The organism is Shewanella sp. SP1S2-4, from assembly GCF_031932075.1.
In the GTDB taxonomy this organism is placed as follows: domain Bacteria; phylum Pseudomonadota; class Gammaproteobacteria; order Enterobacterales; family Shewanellaceae; genus Shewanella; species Shewanella baltica.
Genome location: NZ_JAUOET010000030.1, coordinates 19469 through 34921 on the forward strand (window position 1 = coordinate 19469; position 15453 = coordinate 34921).

Consider the following 15453-nt stretch of genomic DNA (forward strand, 5'->3'; position numbering starts at 1 on the left):
CGAACTAAAATGTAAAAGCATCGGCAAATGCCGTCCCCATCTTATCTTTAGCAGACAATATGGGAGGGACAGTTATCGGCCAAGCTATTGCTAACTCGGGATCATCCCAAGCAATACTCTGTTCAGAGGCTGGATGGTAGTAATCGGTACATTTATACACAAATTCAGCTTCATCACTCGTGACATAAAAACCATGGGCAAAGCCTGCAGGAATCCACAACTGTCTTTTATTTTCTGCGGATAAGTAAACACCAACCCAGTGGCCAAAAGTCGGGGAATTATTACGCAAATCAACTGCCACATCGAAGACTTCACCCGAGGTAACTCGTACAAGTTTGCCTTGAGTTTGATCAGTCTGATAATGCAAACCGCGCAGTATCCCTTTACAAGACTTCGAATGATTATCCTGCACAAATAGGCAGTCGGCGACCTTTTGTTGGAAATCTCTCTGACTCCAAGTCTCCATAAAAAAGCCACGTTCATCACCGAAAACTTGAGGCTCGATAATTTTCACATCTACAATGTTAGTTTCTATAATATTCATGGTCTTACTACTATAAATAGGCCTTAATGTCTTTAAACGCCAATCGCCAATCACTCGCATAAACACCTAGGTTTGTTGCAATTTTTGTACAATTCAACCGTGAATTTAAGGGTCTTTTAGCGGCAGTGGGGTACTCAGATGTAGTAATAGGCTTAACCTTAATGTGCGTATTTAGACACCGTTGGGCATAGGCCTCGTCAAAAATATACTGTGCAAATTCATGCCAAGAAACGTAGGGTGAGCCACTAAAATGATAGATACCCCAAGGACATTCATGCTCCATTGAGCGTTTTGCCATAGCGATCAGCGTGTCGGCAATATCACCCGCATAAGTGGGACTCCCAAATTGATCACAGACAACACGAATATCCGACCGTTCACGACCAATACGCAACATCGTTTTGACAAAATTAGCCCCAGTCTCGCCAAAAACCCATGAAGTTCTCAAAACAAAATGCTGAGGATTAGTATTTATAACAGCTTGTTCACCCGCCAGCTTGGTTTCACCGTAAACACTTTGAGGATCGACTGTATCTGACTCAATATAAGGAACTTTTGCATCACCAGAAAACACATAATCGGTAGAAACGTGGATCATAGTGGCTTTAATCTTATTGGCCGCAACAGCTAAATAAAGGGGCCCCAAGTGATTTACACGCTTTGCATTAAGTTCATCTTGCTCCGCCCGATCCACCGCAGTATAAGCGGCGGCATTGATCACAACATCAGGGCGAAAACGTTCAATGCAAGCATTTACGGCCAACTCATCGGTGATATCCAGCAAGTGTCGATCCACTGCCAATAATTCCACGTGGGTATTAATGCCGCCGCTCAGTTTCTCAACCAATTGACTACCGACTTGTCCCTTTGCACCTGTGACGAGTATCTTCATCGGCTTATCTACCCACAATGAATCGAACTGAATGAAAAGTCATAGGACTATCGCTTATCCATAAGTGAGACTAAATAGCGACCATAATCATTTTTTAGCATAGGTTGAGCGAGAGCAATCAATTCAGCATCACTCAACCAGCCATTTCGCCATGCAATTTCTTCTAAGCATGCCACTTTTAGACCTTGTACATTTTCAATTGTCTGCACAAAGGAAGAGGCCTGATGCAGACTCTCATGCGTACCAGTGTCTAACCAGGCAAAACCACGCCCAAGAATTTCAACATTTAAGCTGCCGGCATTAAGGTAAATTTGGTTCACCTCAGTGATTTCAAGCTCGCCACGGGCGGAGGGCTTGATGCTTTTAGCAATATCGATGACCGAATTATCATAAAAGTACAAACCAGTCACAGCCCAATTTGATTTAGGTGTAGTTGGTTTTTCTTCAATACTAATGGCGCGGTAATCTTGATCAAACTCCACGACTCCGAAACGCTCGGGATCTCGGACGTAATATCCAAATACCGTCGCCCCCGTAGGTCGGCTAGCGACCTGTTTTAAGGTTTTACTAAAAGATTGGCCATAAAAAATATTGTCGCCGAGTACTAAACAAACACTGTCACTACCAATAAAATCTTCTGCAATAATAAATGCTTGCGCTAAGCCATCGGGACTCTCTTGAATTGCATAGGAAATATGGATACCAAAGTCGCGGCCATCACCCAATAATCGCTGGAAACTCGCATTATCTTCCGGCGTAGTGATCACTAATACATCACGGATTCCTGCTAGCATAAGTGTCGACAATGGATAATAGATCATGGGCTTATCATAAACAGGCAATAGCTGTTTAGAGACACCTCGAGTGATAGGATATAAACGACTACCAGAACCACCCGCAAGAATAATACCTTTCATTAAATATCCTAGATGTTAGAGCTTAGCTTTCAAGCCACGGCAAAATGACTGAAACCTAAAATCATATTAACTTTATTGAGTGAAATGGTTACACACCTAAACGTTCACGCTGATATGAACCATCAAGCACATGTTGGCACCAAGATTGATTGGCGAGGTACCATTCAACCGTTTTACGAATACCTGAATGGAAAGTCTCTTCAGGATGCCAGTCTAATTCTGACGCAATCTTAGACGCATCAATAGCATAACGCAGATCATGCCCAGGCCTATCATCAACATAGGTAATGAGATCACTATAACGATTTACGCCGTTAGGTTTTGTCGGCGCCAACTCTTCCAATAACTCACAAATAGCCATCACAACATCGATATTTTTCTGCTCGTTATGCCCACCGATATTATAAGTCTCACCAATAACGCCCTGAGTCACGACTCGATAAAGTGCGCGGGCATGATCTTCCACATATAACCAGTCACGGATCTGTTGGCCGTTACCATAGACAGGTAAAGCCTTGCCTTCCAAAGCATTCAAGATCATCAAGGGAATAAGCTTCTCGGGGAAATGGAAGGGCCCATAGTTATTCGAACAATTTGTGACAATAACTGGCAAGCCGTAAGTGCGATGCCAGGCACGCACTAAATGATCGCTCGACGCCTTAGAGGCAGAATACGGACTACTGGGCGCATAAGATGTCGTCTCAGTGAAAAGATCCGTCATATTAGGCAAATCACCAAACACTTCGTCGGTAGAAATATGGTGAAATCTAAACCGTGACTGTCGCTCAGCATCGAGTCCACGCCAATAATGACGAGCCGTTTCCAGCAACTGATATGTGCCTATAATATTGGTTTCAATAAAAGCGGCAGGACCATCGATCGAACGATCGACATGACTTTCAGCAGCAAGATGCATAACAACATCAGGTTGATGAGCAGAAAATACACGGTCTAACTCTGCTCTGTCACAAATATCAACTTTTTCAAATTGATAGCTTGGATTCGATTCAACGCCAGCCAGAGATTCTAAGTTACCCGCATAGGTCAATTTATCGAGATTCACGATCGAGTCTTCGGTGTTACTTAAGATATACCGGATCAATGCTGAACCAATAAACCCTGCACCACCCGTTACTAAGATCTTCATTCCAACCTCAAAAAATTATCACAAAAATTATGAGGTTTATGATATCAAACCACTCAGTAAAGGTACACGATCAACCAAAGTAACAGAAAGACGGTAGGCACAAAGCCATAGCCTACCCACCCAAAATATTGTTATGACTTTTCCTAAACAATCGGATGAATGCATTGAGATGCCAACAAGCCTACACAACTAGTTACAATACTTTCTAAGCAATGTTAAAATACTTAGCCTTACCATCAAGATCAACAACTTAAGACAAAAATTCACTTAAGCAACATAATAGGTTAGATAATGCAAACGAGATACATCATTTTTGCACCTTCATATAATCGAACCTCTGGAGGTGTGATTGTTTTACACAAACTATGCCATCTCATTAATGAGCTCGGTGGTAATGCTGTGATATTTCCTTTTTTTCAGCAATATAAATTCAGCAAAAAAGATCTCTCTGGACTAAAAAAGTTTATTAATAAGTCTATTGATGGATTATTTAGGCAATATAGAACTAACCCTGAATTCAACACGCCAGTATATAAAGGAAAAATCACTGACAATGATATTGTTATATACCCTGAGCTCGTTTTTGGAAATCCTTTAAAAGCAAAAAATATCATTAGATGGTTGTTAAACAAACCAGGTTTCTTTACCGGAGAGGTTTTCTATGGTGCTAATGAACTTTATTTCAAATTTGACCATGGTCTCGTCAACGACTTTCATTTCCATGGTTCGACATTATCGAATAACATTCTCAACATCTTGCATATCCCCTATGAAATATACAATGAAAAAAATACACAGGAGTCTAGAGCTGGTGTCGCATATTCTATCCGAAAAGATAAAATAAAGCCGAAAACATACCACCCAAAAGATGCAATTCTTATTGATGGTTTATCACATGAAGAAACAGCAAAAATCTTCAAGCGGGTAAAACAATTTATTTCATATGACACTTATTCTGCCTATTCATCGTTTGCCTCTCTATGTGGTTGTGAGTCAATTGTAGTACCGGATGAAGGTGTCACAAAAGAACAATGGTATCCCAACATTGAGAATCGGTATGGCATAGCCTATGGATTGGAAGACTTAGAGTTCGCCAATTCGACCAGGCGTCTAAAAAGACAACATTTTGAAAAACTCGATAAGGCTTATGCACAATCTGTGACTGATTTTATGCTGGAATCAAAAACATTTTTTAATTTATCCTGACGGCTATAGCCACAAGGGATATGCTTGGCATTTATTCAGCATAAATACTAGGCATATCTTTATGTAAAGTGAATCTACTTAAGATTTGCAATATCTGCAATATTAAGTAACTTCCGCTGCCGTTCTTTAATTCTCTTTGCTGGCACGCCAGCGTATATGCCAAATTCATGGCATATGTTATTAACCAAAGATAATGCCCCGACAGCAACACCATCATGAATAATAGACTCAGGTAAAATCACACTGCCACTGCCTATGACAACATGCCTTCCAATTAATACATCACCATGATTTACATTTGTAAATTCTGCTGGCACTGTGGGGTTTGTCATATACTCACCAGAGTAATCATCACTACTAGAATATACGCTGACACGAGATGATAATGTACTGAAATCAGATAACACAATTTCCCCAGCGCCAATCAATAAGGAAAAAACGGCTATATGGACATAATCGCCAATGACGATTCCGCCAGTACCAGCAGATAACACACAAAAATCATCAATGCGAATATTATTACCAAGAGTAATTCTCTCAGTACCGTAGATAGATGCTTTATCTGAAATAAAAACTGTCTCTCCAACTGAAGCGAATCCCATCTTTTCTAATTCATCACGGCTCAAATAGGCCATTAGATACTCCTTATCAAGTCAATAATTAAATTAACATCATCAATTTCCATCTCATTAAAAATAGGAATGCACAATACTTTATTTGAAGTCTCATTCGCATAGGGAAGATGAGCTACTGAAGCAGACTCCAACCCTTTATACATAGACATATTACTGATTAACGGGTAAAAATAACGACGAGATAAAATATTGTTTTTCTTTAGTTTTTCATAAAGTTCATCTCGAGTCAGACTATATGATGACTCAACCAAAATAGGGAAATAAGAATAGTTGCTGTTACTATCTTTAGATAATTCAGGCACCCTAATTCCTTCTACTTCAGCAAGCTTCTCTCTATAGTGATGATCGATAACTTTTCGTTGCTCTATTGCTTGGGCAATATATTTCAACTGCACCAAACCAAAGGCAGCATTGATTTCACTCATTTTTCCATTTATGCCTACCGCGGTAACCGTTAACTCATCCTCAATACCAAAGTTTTTCAACCTATCGATTTGTAATTTGGTCTCTGCATCTGGACTAATCACAGCTCCACCTTCAAAAGTATTAAACACTTTCGTGGCATGAAAGCTTAAAATAGATAAATCACCATAGTTAAGTAAACTCTGACCTTTGTAATTAACACCGAATGCATGAGCAGCATCATAAATGACCTTAAGCCCATGTTTATCTGCAATAGCCTCGATCGCCTCAACATCACAAGGATTGGAGTAACAATGGACTGGCATAATAGCCGATGTCTTAGGTGTGATTGCAGCCTCAATTTTTTTAGGGTCTATATTGAACGTATTGGGATCTATATCGACAAAAACTGGCACGAGCCCATTCCATAAAATAGAATGACTCGTCGCAACAAAAGAATATGGCGTTGTAATCACTTCTCCAGATATCTTTAATGCCTGCAAAGACGTGATTAGCGCGATCGTAGCATTATTAAATAATGAGACATGCCGTACACCAAGATACTTACCCAGTTCTTTTTCGAGTCTCTGATGGAATGGGCCATTATTTGTTAACCAACGATTACCCCATATTTCTTCAAGATATGGGGTAAATTCATTCAGTTCGGGCAAGAATGGTTGAGTCACTGGGATCAGTTTAGACATATGTATTCTCTCAATAAATAATGCAGAAATATTGCATACTAGCCAGGTAAGATTAATAGGCTAAAAATGACTCATCATAAAAAATCAGCCAAGATCTAACAAAAATGCCAACTCCTTCATCGCCACATCAAGCCAGTTAAGCTGCTCGCCTCTTGCTAATGAGGTTATTAGCTGATTAGCTAATGTAGGATCTAAGAGCAAGGCAATCTTATGTCCTATGGCTTCTGATTTAGTTTCACAACTTATTACATACTTTTCTGATACACATTTTTCAATCCTTGGCGGCTGATCCTTAGATACAGGAACAGCCAAGGTCGGTTTGTGCAGCGCTATCGCTTGTAATAAAGTATCTCCACCGCTCAATACGGCAGCCTTAGCCGCGGCCAAAATATTAATAAATTGCTGATTATTCAATTGAGGAATAACAACTACCCCCTCAAGCTCAGGCAGAGGATTTGGATAATTAGGGCCAAAAACCATGACACTTGTTATGCCAGATGCTTTATAGCTTTCATGAGCGGCCTGAGCAAAAATATCTGCGGCTAATTCGCCATTTACCTTGTGCCCACCAGAACCCGCATTAAATAATACAAACTCATTTTGCGTTAGCTGATATTGCGCTAATAATGCCGCTTGAGTGCTTGCATCGGGCTGAGTAAAGACAGGACCTATATTCAAAGGCGCGGGTTTATTAATGAGTTTCAGCTTCAGGCGATCTAACCAACTGATAGGACCGATCACAAATTCTGGTTGCACGACCCAATGACAATCCGTCACTAAAGCGCGGCCAATTTTCATTCCACGGCTACGCTTACGCTTGTGCTGGCTGAGAAATATGACCTTAGCGCCGAGTTTATGGGCATGGACTAACTGTGATTTACGCCCAGAAGCATCGAACAATACTATATCGGGCAGGTAATCAGACATGATTTGATTCACCGCTTTGACTTGTTTAGTCGGCGTATCTTCAAGTAGCACTGCCGGATAAGGGCATTGAGCCGCATAGGGTGCTTTTTCACTTAAAATAAACTTTATCTCGGCATTCGGCCAAGTTCTTTTCACCTCATCGGCAATGATCATTGAGCGCATATACTCACCTATGCCCTCAGCCGATGAGACTGGGATAAACAAGAACTTAGGGGCTTTTTGAGGAGCCATAATTAACCTTTAATCCAAATAAATTTATTCTGCAGTTTTAGTGTCATACGCCACCAGATCAAACTTCTCAATCACAGCTTCAACACTAATCAATGACATTAGATGCTCGCCTTTAGCGCGAGTTCCCCACTTAATTTGTCCACTATGCTGCAACCTGATGGCCTCATCATAGGCGCTCGCCACATATTGCTGCGATAAATACGGACCCGTGCGCCCGGGATTGGAATGGGCATATAAACCAATGACTGGCGTGCCTTGGGTCACCGCCATATGCGCAGGACCGGTATCTGGCGCTAACACTAAACTGGCGCGTTTTAGCAGCGCTAAGAGTTGAGTCAGACTGGTTTTGCCCACTAAATTATCGATTTTAGAAGGGCAAGCCTGCAAGATTTGCTCGGCTAAATCCTTCTCAAGCTGAGTTGGGCCACCGCACAGCATGACTCTAAACCCTTTAGCAATCGCATGACTCGCGACGGCAGCATAACGCTCGGGCAACCAGTTACGTTCAGCCTTACTCGCGGCAGCGCAAATGATAAAGACTTTTTCATTATCTTTAATCTGCGTCTGGGCAAATTCAGTATCCGCAATGGGTACAGGAATATGCCATTGGGGAGTGAGATCCTTGACGCCAATCGCCTTAGCGAAGCCCATAAATCCTTCGAGCACATGGGGCTTGGCCAAGGGCTCAACCCTACGATTCGTCACTAGCCACTGGCCTTCTTTAGCGCGGGCACGATCAAAACCTATGCGCACCTTTGCCGAAATGGCTAATGAAGCCAAGGTTGCACGTAGCGCAACCTGCATATGCAGCAGCACGTCAAAACGTCGGCCTTTTAAGGCCTTACGCAAATTAAAATAGCTGCGCCATCCTTGAGATTTATCGAAAATAACAAACTCAATACCAGGTAAATGCTTCAACAATTGATATTCGAGTTTACCGATCACCCATGTGATTTTGAGCTCGGGGTATTGCCGCTGAATCGCCTGCACCATAGCCACGGCATGACAGACGTCACCGATAGCGGATAAGCGCAGCAAACAAAGGGAATTCATGGTATTGGGATTTAAACTCATTGGGATTGAAGCTAAAAGCTCTTAAGGTTATTTGGCGCAAGCTAAGGATCTTAATGTAGAATGGTCCTAGGTGCCACGCTTAAGTCAACAAATCTCCCATGAATGCTCAGATACAGCTCATAAAAACCGCCCAAGGTCACATGGCGCTTTGCCAAGATACACCAACAGATATCGATCCCGCGTGGTTCTCGGTGGATTTTTGGCGAGCTAAAAATGCTGTCGTCGGTTCATCAAAAGGCCGCTACACCACTTGGTTTGTGGCATTTGAGCACAGTCATTGGGTATTGCGGCATTATTGGCGTGGCGGCTTAATGGAGAAATTCAGCAAAGACGCTTACGTTTATACTGGCCTCGAAAATACCCGCGCCATGGGTGAGTTACGCTTATTAAACATTTTGTATCACGAAAATTTTGCCGTACCTAAGCCGATTGCCGCCAACATAGTACGCGATGGATTATTTTACCGCGCCGATATCATTATCGAACGGGTCGAAGGCGCCGAAGATTTAGTCGCTAAACTCGGCAAAGGAATAATGAGCACTGAGCAATGGCGGGCGTTGGGAGTAACTATCGCCCAATTCCACCAGCGCGGTGTGTACCACGCCGATCTCAATGCCAAAAACATTCTGTTCCAGCCTGCGCAAACAGCACCCATAACGGCAGAGCGGTTTTATCTTATCGATTTCGACCGCGGTGAATTAAAAACACCGAACCCGCAATGGCAAAAAGCCAATCTAGACAGACTATTACGCTCCTTCAATAAAGAACAAGGCAAACTGCCAAGCCTTGCCTTCAGCGCCGATAACTGGGCATCACTGATGAAGGGCTATCAAGGGGCAATGCAAAGCGCCTAATTCACCAGCCGTATTAAGCCTTTATTAGGGATTGCGCTAGCGCAAATTGCCGCTGCAAGGCACCACGATTCGCCTCCACCACGGCAAGACCAGCGCTCGCCGCCTGTTGGCGTTGTGAAGGGGTTTCAAAGTATTGGATAAGATTTAGCCCTAGTTCTTGCGCTGAGCCAACAATCCGCAAACCACCCGCATCCGCCAGCATTTGGGTAATTTGGGCAAAGTCCCAGTGGTTTGGTCCCACCATCACAGGCACGCCCATAGCGACAGGCTCCAAGGGGTTATGGCCACCGTTTTCGATCAATGTCCCCCCGACAAAGGCTTGGTCCGCGGCACCATAAAAGGTGAGCAATTCGCCCATGGTATCGCCCACCAGCACTTGCGTCTTAGGCGTCACGGGCTGATTTTCGCTGCGACGAACGGATTCAAAACCTTGCGCCGCAACCACTTGGGCAACGGCGTTAAACTGTTCCGGATGACGTGGCGCGATAATCAATAGGGCATCGGGCCATTGTGCTAATACTTGCCTATGGGCTGTGAGCATCGCGTCAAATTCACCAGGATGTACGCTGCCCGCAACCCAAATCGGCGAGGTTTCACGCCCCCAAGCCTGACGCAACTGCTTAGCACTGGCTAAACGCTCAGGCGTAATACTGAGATCAAATTTCAAGCTACCGCATAATGTCACTCTGTCCGGCGACACTCCTAACTCGATAAAACGTTGCGCTTCTACTTGAGTCTGCACCGCAATAACATCGAGTCGTTGCAACATAGGTCGACTGAGTTTAGGGCGCTTAGTATATTGCGCCGCCGACTTGGCCGACAGACGTGCATTAGCCAACATCAAGCGCACACCTCGCTTGGCCGCTAAGGCAACCAAGTTAGGCCACAGTTCGGTTTCCATAATGATGCAAGATTTAGGTGAGACTTGGCGCAAGAAACGCCGCACACACCAAGGTAAGTCAAAGGGCAAATAACAATGCTGCACTGAGTCACCAAAGGCTTTGCGCACCTGCGCAGATCCTGTTGGACTGGTTGTGGTAACCGTAATACTTAGCTCAGGGTGTGATTGCATAATCAAACGGATCAAAGGGATTGCCGCGAGCGTTTCCCCCATAGACACAGAATGGATCAGTAAATCCGTCGATTTTAGTCGGGTTAATCCAAAACGCTCCCCCCAACGGCCAAGGTAATCGGGGCTTTTGATAGCACGAAATGCTAAATAGACGATTAGCAAAGGGGATAATAAATATAAGATCGTGGAATAGAGAAAACGATTCATTAAAAACGTGCTTATGAGTTTTGCCTGATGAATGGCGGCAATGTTAGCATATGCACCAAATTAGGGATAATTTACCAGCAGTATGGCGGTCGTTGGTTAACTCTATCTATGATGTGGCGTTCACTAGCAATTTGGATAACTTATGAAAACCCGCGACAAAATAATCTATGCCAGTCTTGAACTGTTCAACGAGCATGGCGAAAGAAACATCACCACCAATCACATTGCCGCTCACTTAAATATGAGTCCCGGGAATCTTTATTATCATTTTCGCAATAAAGAAGACATTATCCGCTGCATTTTCAGCTTATATGAGAATCATCTCGAATCGGGTTTCCAACCCTATGAAGATAAGCAAGTGGATGTGGAACTGTTAATCGGCTACTTCGATGCCATGTTCTATACCCTGTGGCAATTCCGCTTCATGTACGCCAACCTTGCGGATATTCTCGCCCGCGATGAAGAGCTAAAAAAACGCTATTTGCATGCACAACAACAAGTCTTAACGCGCTCGAGCCATGTGCTGCATAAACTTAAGCAAGATGGATTTCTGTGTGTCGATGCTGACAAAATCACGCCACTGGCGGATACCATTAAGATGATCGTCAGCTTTTGGATTGGTTACCAACTCACGCAATCCAGCAAGTCGACCATCACTAAAGCGACACTTTATGAAGGTGTGTTGAGGGTACTGATGATTTTCAAAGCCTATGCAACCCCGACATCCGTCGCAACTTTTACTCGCCTAGAGCAGCATTATCACGCGTTAGCGAATCAAGAATCCCTCTAGCATCATCCCAAACACCTTTGTTGGGAACTCGCATTCGGTACTAGACTCAAAGCAATTATAGTACTGAGTGCGAACCCGTTTTCGCTCTACAACGCTTAAAAGAATACTCAGTCAAACAGTGGCAAACTTATGTTGCACATTAGTTTTTATAATGTAAAAACCACTTTAGCCCTAAACTCGTTTATCTTGCGAACCTGCATGAAAAAAAGGCTGTAGGCCGATTAGGTTTAGAGTTAGAATGCCGCCACTCCCAAAATCAGAATAAAGTTAACTAAGGAGATATCAGGTGGCCTCTACCTCATTCTACGCACAGATTAATCAACAGCTTGCAGACATCAAAGCCGAAGGCTTATATAAAAGCGAGCGTGTTATTGCCTCACCGCAACAGACTGCCATTCAAGTTAATCAGCAAGAAGTTGTTAACTTTTGCGCGAATAATTACTTAGGCTTAGCGAATCACCCTGAGCTAATCAAAGCCGCCCAACAGGGCTTAGACAGCCACGGCTTTGGTATGGCGTCGGTGCGCTTTATTTGCGGCACCCAAGATATCCATAGAAAGCTAGAAGCTAGCCTAAGCGAATTCCTCGGCACTGAAGACACCATTCTTTATTCTTCATGTTTTGATGCAAACGCCGGTCTGTTCGAAACCTTGTTAGATGCAGAAGACGCGATTATTTCCGATGCGTTAAACCATGCTTCTATCATCGACGGTGTACGTTTATGTAAAGCCAAGCGTTTCCGCTATGCCAACAACGACATGGCCGATTTAGAAACTCAGTTGATCGCCGCGAAAGAAGCAGGCGCCCGTAATATCTTGATCGCCACCGACGGCGTATTTTCGATGGACGGCGTGATTGCTAATCTGCAAGGCGTATGTGATTTAGCCGATAAATACGGCGCACTGGTGATGGTCGATGACTCTCACGCGGTAGGCTTTATTGGCGCAAACGGCCGTGGCACCCACGAATATTGCAATGTGATGGACAGAGTCGACATCATCACAGGCACCTTAGGCAAAGCCTTAGGCGGCGCATCGGGCGGTTTCACTTCGGGTAAAAAAGAAGTCATCGACTGGTTACGCCAGCGTTCACGTCCTTACTTGTTCTCTAACTCATTAGCACCGTCAATCGTAACTGCATCTATCCATGTGTTAGAAATGCTGAAATCAGGCCAAGCCCTGCGCGAAGCCGTATGGGAAAACAGCCGTTATTTCCGTGAGCAAATGTCAGCAGCTGGCTTTACTTTAGGCGGCGCAGACCACGCGATTATCCCAGTAATGATTGGCGATGCGAAACTGGCGGGCGACTTTGCTAACCGCTTATTAGCAGAACATATTTATGTTATTGGCTTCTCGTTCCCTGTGGTTCCTAAGGGACAAGCCCGTATCCGTACGCAAATGTCAGCGGCACATACCCGTGAGCAACTCGACAAAGCGATCTCCGCCTTTACCCGTATTGCCAAAGAAATGGGCATTATTTAACCCCCTATTTAGGACTTGAGACAATGAAAGCACTAAGCAAGTTAAAAGCCGAAAAAGGTATTTGGTTAGTCGATGCGCCTAAACCAGTAATGGGCCACAACGATCTGCTGATCAAAATTAAAAAAACGGCGATTTGTGGCACCGACATGCACATCTACAACTGGGACGAGTGGTCACAAAAAACCATTCCAGTCCCTATGGTTGTTGGCCATGAATATGTAGGCGAAGTGGTTGATATCGGCCAAGAAGTTCGCGGTTTTAAGATTGGCGACCGCGTTTCTGGTGAAGGCCATATCACCTGCGGCCACTGCCGTAACTGCCGCGCTGGCCGCACCCATTTATGCCGCAACACCTCTGGTGTCGGTGTAAACCGTGAAGGTTCATTCGCGGAATACTTAGTCATCCCCGCCTTTAACGCCTTCAAAATCCCTGATGACATCAGCGATGATTTAGCATCAATCTTCGACCCGTTTGGTAACGCTGTGCACACAGCATTATCCTTCGATTTAGTCGGTGAAGACGTGTTGATCACAGGCGCAGGCCCAATTGGCATTATGGCTGCGGCCGTATGTCGTCACGTAGGTGCGCGCCATGTGGTGATCACCGACGTCAACGAATACCGCTTAGAGCTGGCCCGTAAAATGGGTGCCACTCGCGCAGTCAACGTGTCTAAAGAAAGCCTGAAAGACGTGATGAAGGAACTGGGCATGACCGAAGGTTTTGACGTCGGTTTAGAAATGTCTGGCGTACCATCAGCCTTCCACGCCATGTTAGATACCATGAACCACGGCGGCAAAGTCGCTATGCTGGGTATTCCTGGTGGCGAAATGGCGATTGATTGGAGCAAAGTGATCTTCAAAGGTTTGGTCATTAAAGGCATCTACGGCCGCGAAATGTTCGAAACTTGGTACAAGATGGCGAGCCTTATCCAATCGGGCTTAGATATTTCGCCTATCATCACTCACCACTTCAAGATTGATGATTTCCAACAAGGTTTCGACGCTATGGGCTCGGGCCAATCGGGTAAAGTGATCCTCAGCTGGGATTAATCCTGCCGAGCATTACTTATACCCAAACGACCTGAAGATGCAGGATTCGTATCTTCAGATAGCTTGGGTATAGATGGGGCTGTACACTCGCAGCCCCTTGTTGCACACTTATCCCATCTTGATTTCCATCTCTTAGCTCTGTCAGGTTTTATTATGTCTTCCTTTAAACACTTAAGCGTTAATCAATTGCTGCAAATGACCGAAGCACAGCCAGTGCAAATCGTCGATATCCGCGATGGCAATAGCTTCACCAACGGCCATATTGCAGGTGCAACTAACCTGAATAACGAAAACCTAGCGCAATTTATTAGCCAAGCCGATATGGACAGCCCGCTAGTGGTGGTTTGTTACCACGGTATGAGCAGCCAAAATGCGGCACAGTATTTATGCGAGCAAGGGTTTGATGACGTTTACAGTCTAGACGGCGGCTATAGCGCCTGGCATGAGGCAAATGCATGATAGAAATTGGCCGACTCCCCAACAGTAGAGCCGCGCAGGCATTTGTCGATTACCTCAAAGGTGAACACATTGACTGCCAAATTGAGCCGCTGGAGCAAGGTGTCGCCATTCTCGTCATCCATGACAAAGATCTGGAGCAAGCGCGCACAGAGTTTGCCCATTTCATGGCTCATCCCTACGACAGTAAATATCTGCAAGCCTCGTGGGAACACGGCGATACCCAAACTAAGATAGATTACGGTGCCCCTTCGCTACAGTTGTTTACCCAATTCATTACCGGCGCAGGCCCAGTCACGTTGATCGTTTTTGCGGTTTGCGTACTCATTTTTGCGGCGATGAACTTAGGGTTCGTCAACCAAACCTACGCAGCACTGTCCTATTTTGGCGCGGTACCAAATTCAGAGTTCAGTCAATTCTGGCGCGTTTTCACTCCGAGCCTGCTGCATTTTTCAGCCATGCACGTCATCTTTAACTTGCTCTGGTGGTGGTATTTAGGCGGTAAAATCGAAACCCGAATCGGCACAGCACCATTGCTAATCTTGCTGTTTGTGGCGGGCACACTGCCAAACGTCATCCAATATTATGTCGGTGGACCTAACTTTGGCGGGCTATCCGGCGTTGTGTATGCCGTGGTGGGCTACACTTGGATCATGGGGATACGTAAACCTGTGACAGGTATAGGCTTACCGCCATCATATATGGCCTTTATGATGATTTGGTTGGCATTGGGATTCACGGATATTCTAGGGGTTGCCGTTGCGAACGGTGCCCACATTGGTGGCTTACTCATAGGGTTAGCCCAAGGTTTATTCGATAGCCGCAAGTCCTCGAGCTCAATCTAATTCCGTGAGCCAAGATAAATC

General features: G+C 44.5%; 16 protein-coding genes. 7 read left to right on the top strand and 9 right to left on the bottom strand.

Annotated features, from left to right (window positions below):
* Positions 1-4: 4 nt before the first annotated feature.
* The 4 genes from rfbC to rfbB form a co-directional block, all read right to left on the bottom strand.
* A complete protein-coding gene (gene rfbC, locus Q4Q52_RS19290; RefSeq protein ID WP_107950028.1) occupies positions 5-544 on the bottom strand; it encodes a dTDP-4-dehydrorhamnose 3,5-epimerase in 540 nt (179 codons plus the stop codon).
* A gap of 10 nt (positions 545-554) precedes the next feature.
* The gene (gene rfbD / locus Q4Q52_RS19295; RefSeq protein ID WP_107950030.1) at positions 555-1436 is read right to left on the bottom strand and encodes a dTDP-4-dehydrorhamnose reductase; all 882 of its coding nucleotides are present in this window, start codon (positions 1434-1436) and stop codon (positions 555-557) included.
* 47 nt (positions 1437-1483) lie between these two features.
* Positions 1484-2353, bottom strand: a complete 870-nt coding sequence (gene rfbA, locus Q4Q52_RS19300) for a glucose-1-phosphate thymidylyltransferase RfbA (RefSeq protein WP_107950032.1) — start codon at positions 2351-2353, stop codon at positions 1484-1486.
* Positions 2354-2441: 88 nt separating this feature from the next.
* A complete protein-coding gene (rfbB, locus tag Q4Q52_RS19305) occupies positions 2442-3500 on the bottom strand; it encodes a dTDP-glucose 4,6-dehydratase (RefSeq protein WP_107950034.1) in 1059 nt (352 codons plus the stop codon).
* 291 nt (positions 3501-3791) lie between these two features.
* Between rfbB and Q4Q52_RS19310 the strand changes: the two genes are divergently transcribed.
* A complete protein-coding gene (locus Q4Q52_RS19310; protein WP_107950036.1) occupies positions 3792-4706 on the top strand; it encodes a WavQ in 915 nt (304 codons plus the stop codon).
* Positions 4707-4780: 74 nt separating this feature from the next.
* Here Q4Q52_RS19310 and Q4Q52_RS19315 read toward each other — a convergent pair whose 3' ends face one another.
* From Q4Q52_RS19315 to Q4Q52_RS19330, 4 genes are all read right to left on the bottom strand, one after another.
* Positions 4781-5341, bottom strand: a complete 561-nt coding sequence (locus Q4Q52_RS19315) for a galactoside O-acetyltransferase (RefSeq protein WP_107950038.1) — start codon at positions 5339-5341, stop codon at positions 4781-4783.
* Positions 5341-6447: a dTDP-4-amino-4,6-dideoxy-D-glucose aminotransferase VioA gene (vioA, locus tag Q4Q52_RS19320; RefSeq protein WP_107950040.1), complete on the bottom strand. Its 1107-nt coding sequence runs from the start codon at positions 6445-6447 to the stop codon at positions 5341-5343. Before vioA ends, Q4Q52_RS19315 begins: the two co-directional genes overlap by 1 nt.
* A gap of 84 nt (positions 6448-6531) precedes the next feature.
* Complete coding sequence (locus tag Q4Q52_RS19325; protein ID WP_311898291.1) at positions 6532-7605, bottom strand: hypothetical protein; 1074 nt, start codon at positions 7603-7605, stop codon at positions 6532-6534.
* 24 nt (positions 7606-7629) lie between these two features.
* Entirely contained in the window at positions 7630-8679 is a 1050-nt protein-coding gene (locus Q4Q52_RS19330) for a glycosyltransferase family 9 protein (protein WP_311898290.1), read from the bottom strand.
* 98 nt (positions 8680-8777) lie between these two features.
* Between Q4Q52_RS19330 and Q4Q52_RS19335 the strand changes: the two genes are divergently transcribed.
* Positions 8778-9533, top strand: coding sequence for a 3-deoxy-D-manno-octulosonic acid kinase (locus tag Q4Q52_RS19335; protein ID WP_311991382.1), 756 nt, complete (start codon positions 8778-8780; stop codon positions 9531-9533).
* A gap of 13 nt (positions 9534-9546) precedes the next feature.
* Here the strand turns inward: Q4Q52_RS19335 and waaA are convergent, their stop codons facing one another.
* Positions 9547-10812 carry a lipid IV(A) 3-deoxy-D-manno-octulosonic acid transferase gene (gene waaA, locus Q4Q52_RS19340; protein WP_311991383.1) on the bottom strand — a complete coding sequence of 422 codons (1266 nt, stop codon included), beginning with the start codon at positions 10810-10812 and terminating at the stop codon, positions 9547-9549.
* A 142-nt stretch (positions 10813-10954) separates the two neighbouring features.
* Here waaA and Q4Q52_RS19345 point away from each other — a divergent pair, with 142 nt between their 5' ends.
* The 5 genes from Q4Q52_RS19345 (at position 10955) to glpG (ending at position 15432) form a co-directional block, all read left to right on the top strand.
* Entirely contained in the window at positions 10955-11602 is a 648-nt protein-coding gene (locus Q4Q52_RS19345) for a TetR/AcrR family transcriptional regulator (RefSeq protein ID WP_311991384.1), read from the top strand.
* A gap of 286 nt (positions 11603-11888) precedes the next feature.
* A complete protein-coding gene (locus Q4Q52_RS19350) occupies positions 11889-13082 on the top strand; it encodes a glycine C-acetyltransferase (protein WP_311991385.1) in 1194 nt (397 codons plus the stop codon).
* A 23-nt stretch (positions 13083-13105) separates the two neighbouring features.
* Positions 13106-14131, top strand: coding sequence for an L-threonine 3-dehydrogenase (gene tdh / locus Q4Q52_RS19355; protein WP_006079369.1), 1026 nt, complete (start codon positions 13106-13108; stop codon positions 14129-14131).
* 153 nt (positions 14132-14284) lie between these two features.
* The gene (gene glpE / locus Q4Q52_RS19360; protein ID WP_006084745.1) at positions 14285-14590 is read left to right on the top strand and encodes a thiosulfate sulfurtransferase GlpE; all 306 of its coding nucleotides are present in this window, start codon (positions 14285-14287) and stop codon (positions 14588-14590) included.
* Entirely contained in the window at positions 14587-15432 is an 846-nt protein-coding gene (gene glpG, locus Q4Q52_RS19365) for a rhomboid family intramembrane serine protease GlpG (protein WP_311991386.1), read from the top strand. The genes glpE and glpG overlap by 4 nt, the downstream gene beginning before the upstream one ends.
* The last annotated feature ends 21 nt before the right edge of the window (positions 15433-15453 follow it).

What these genes read in the sequence shown, in the direction of transcription:
- glpE (WP_006084745.1), top strand. Translation starts at nt 14,285, where the DNA reads ATGTCTTCCTTTAAACACTTAAGCGTTAATCAATTGCTGCAAATGACC.
- rfbB (WP_107950034.1), bottom strand. Translation starts at nt 3,500, where the DNA reads ATGAAGATCTTAGTAACGGGTGGTGCAGGGTTTATTGGTTCAGCATTG.
- Q4Q52_RS19310 (WP_107950036.1), top strand. Translation starts at nt 3,792, where the DNA reads ATGCAAACGAGATACATCATTTTTGCACCTTCATATAATCGAACCTCT.
- vioA (WP_107950040.1), bottom strand. Translation starts at nt 6,447, where the DNA reads ATGTCTAAACTGATCCCAGTGACTCAACCATTCTTGCCCGAACTGAAT.
- Q4Q52_RS19335 (WP_311991382.1), top strand. Translation starts at nt 8,778, where the DNA reads ATGAATGCTCAGATACAGCTCATAAAAACCGCCCAAGGTCACATGGCG.
- Q4Q52_RS19315 (WP_107950038.1), bottom strand. Translation starts at nt 5,341, where the DNA reads ATGGCCTATTTGAGCCGTGATGAATTAGAAAAGATGGGATTCGCTTCA.
- glpG (WP_311991386.1), top strand. Translation starts at nt 14,587, where the DNA reads ATGATAGAAATTGGCCGACTCCCCAACAGTAGAGCCGCGCAGGCATTT.
- Q4Q52_RS19325 (WP_311898291.1), bottom strand. Translation starts at nt 7,605, where the DNA reads ATGGCTCCTCAAAAAGCCCCTAAGTTCTTGTTTATCCCAGTCTCATCG.
- rfbA (WP_107950032.1), bottom strand. Translation starts at nt 2,353, where the DNA reads ATGAAAGGTATTATTCTTGCGGGTGGTTCTGGTAGTCGTTTATATCCT.
- waaA (WP_311991383.1), bottom strand. Translation starts at nt 10,812, where the DNA reads ATGAATCGTTTTCTCTATTCCACGATCTTATATTTATTATCCCCTTTG.
- rfbD (WP_107950030.1), bottom strand. Translation starts at nt 1,436, where the DNA reads ATGAAGATACTCGTCACAGGTGCAAAGGGACAAGTCGGTAGTCAATTG.
- tdh (WP_006079369.1), top strand. Translation starts at nt 13,106, where the DNA reads ATGAAAGCACTAAGCAAGTTAAAAGCCGAAAAAGGTATTTGGTTAGTC.
- rfbC (WP_107950028.1), bottom strand. Translation starts at nt 544, where the DNA reads ATGAATATTATAGAAACTAACATTGTAGATGTGAAAATTATCGAGCCT.
- Q4Q52_RS19330 (WP_311898290.1), bottom strand. Translation starts at nt 8,679, where the DNA reads ATGAGTTTAAATCCCAATACCATGAATTCCCTTTGTTTGCTGCGCTTA.
- Q4Q52_RS19345 (WP_311991384.1), top strand. Translation starts at nt 10,955, where the DNA reads ATGAAAACCCGCGACAAAATAATCTATGCCAGTCTTGAACTGTTCAAC.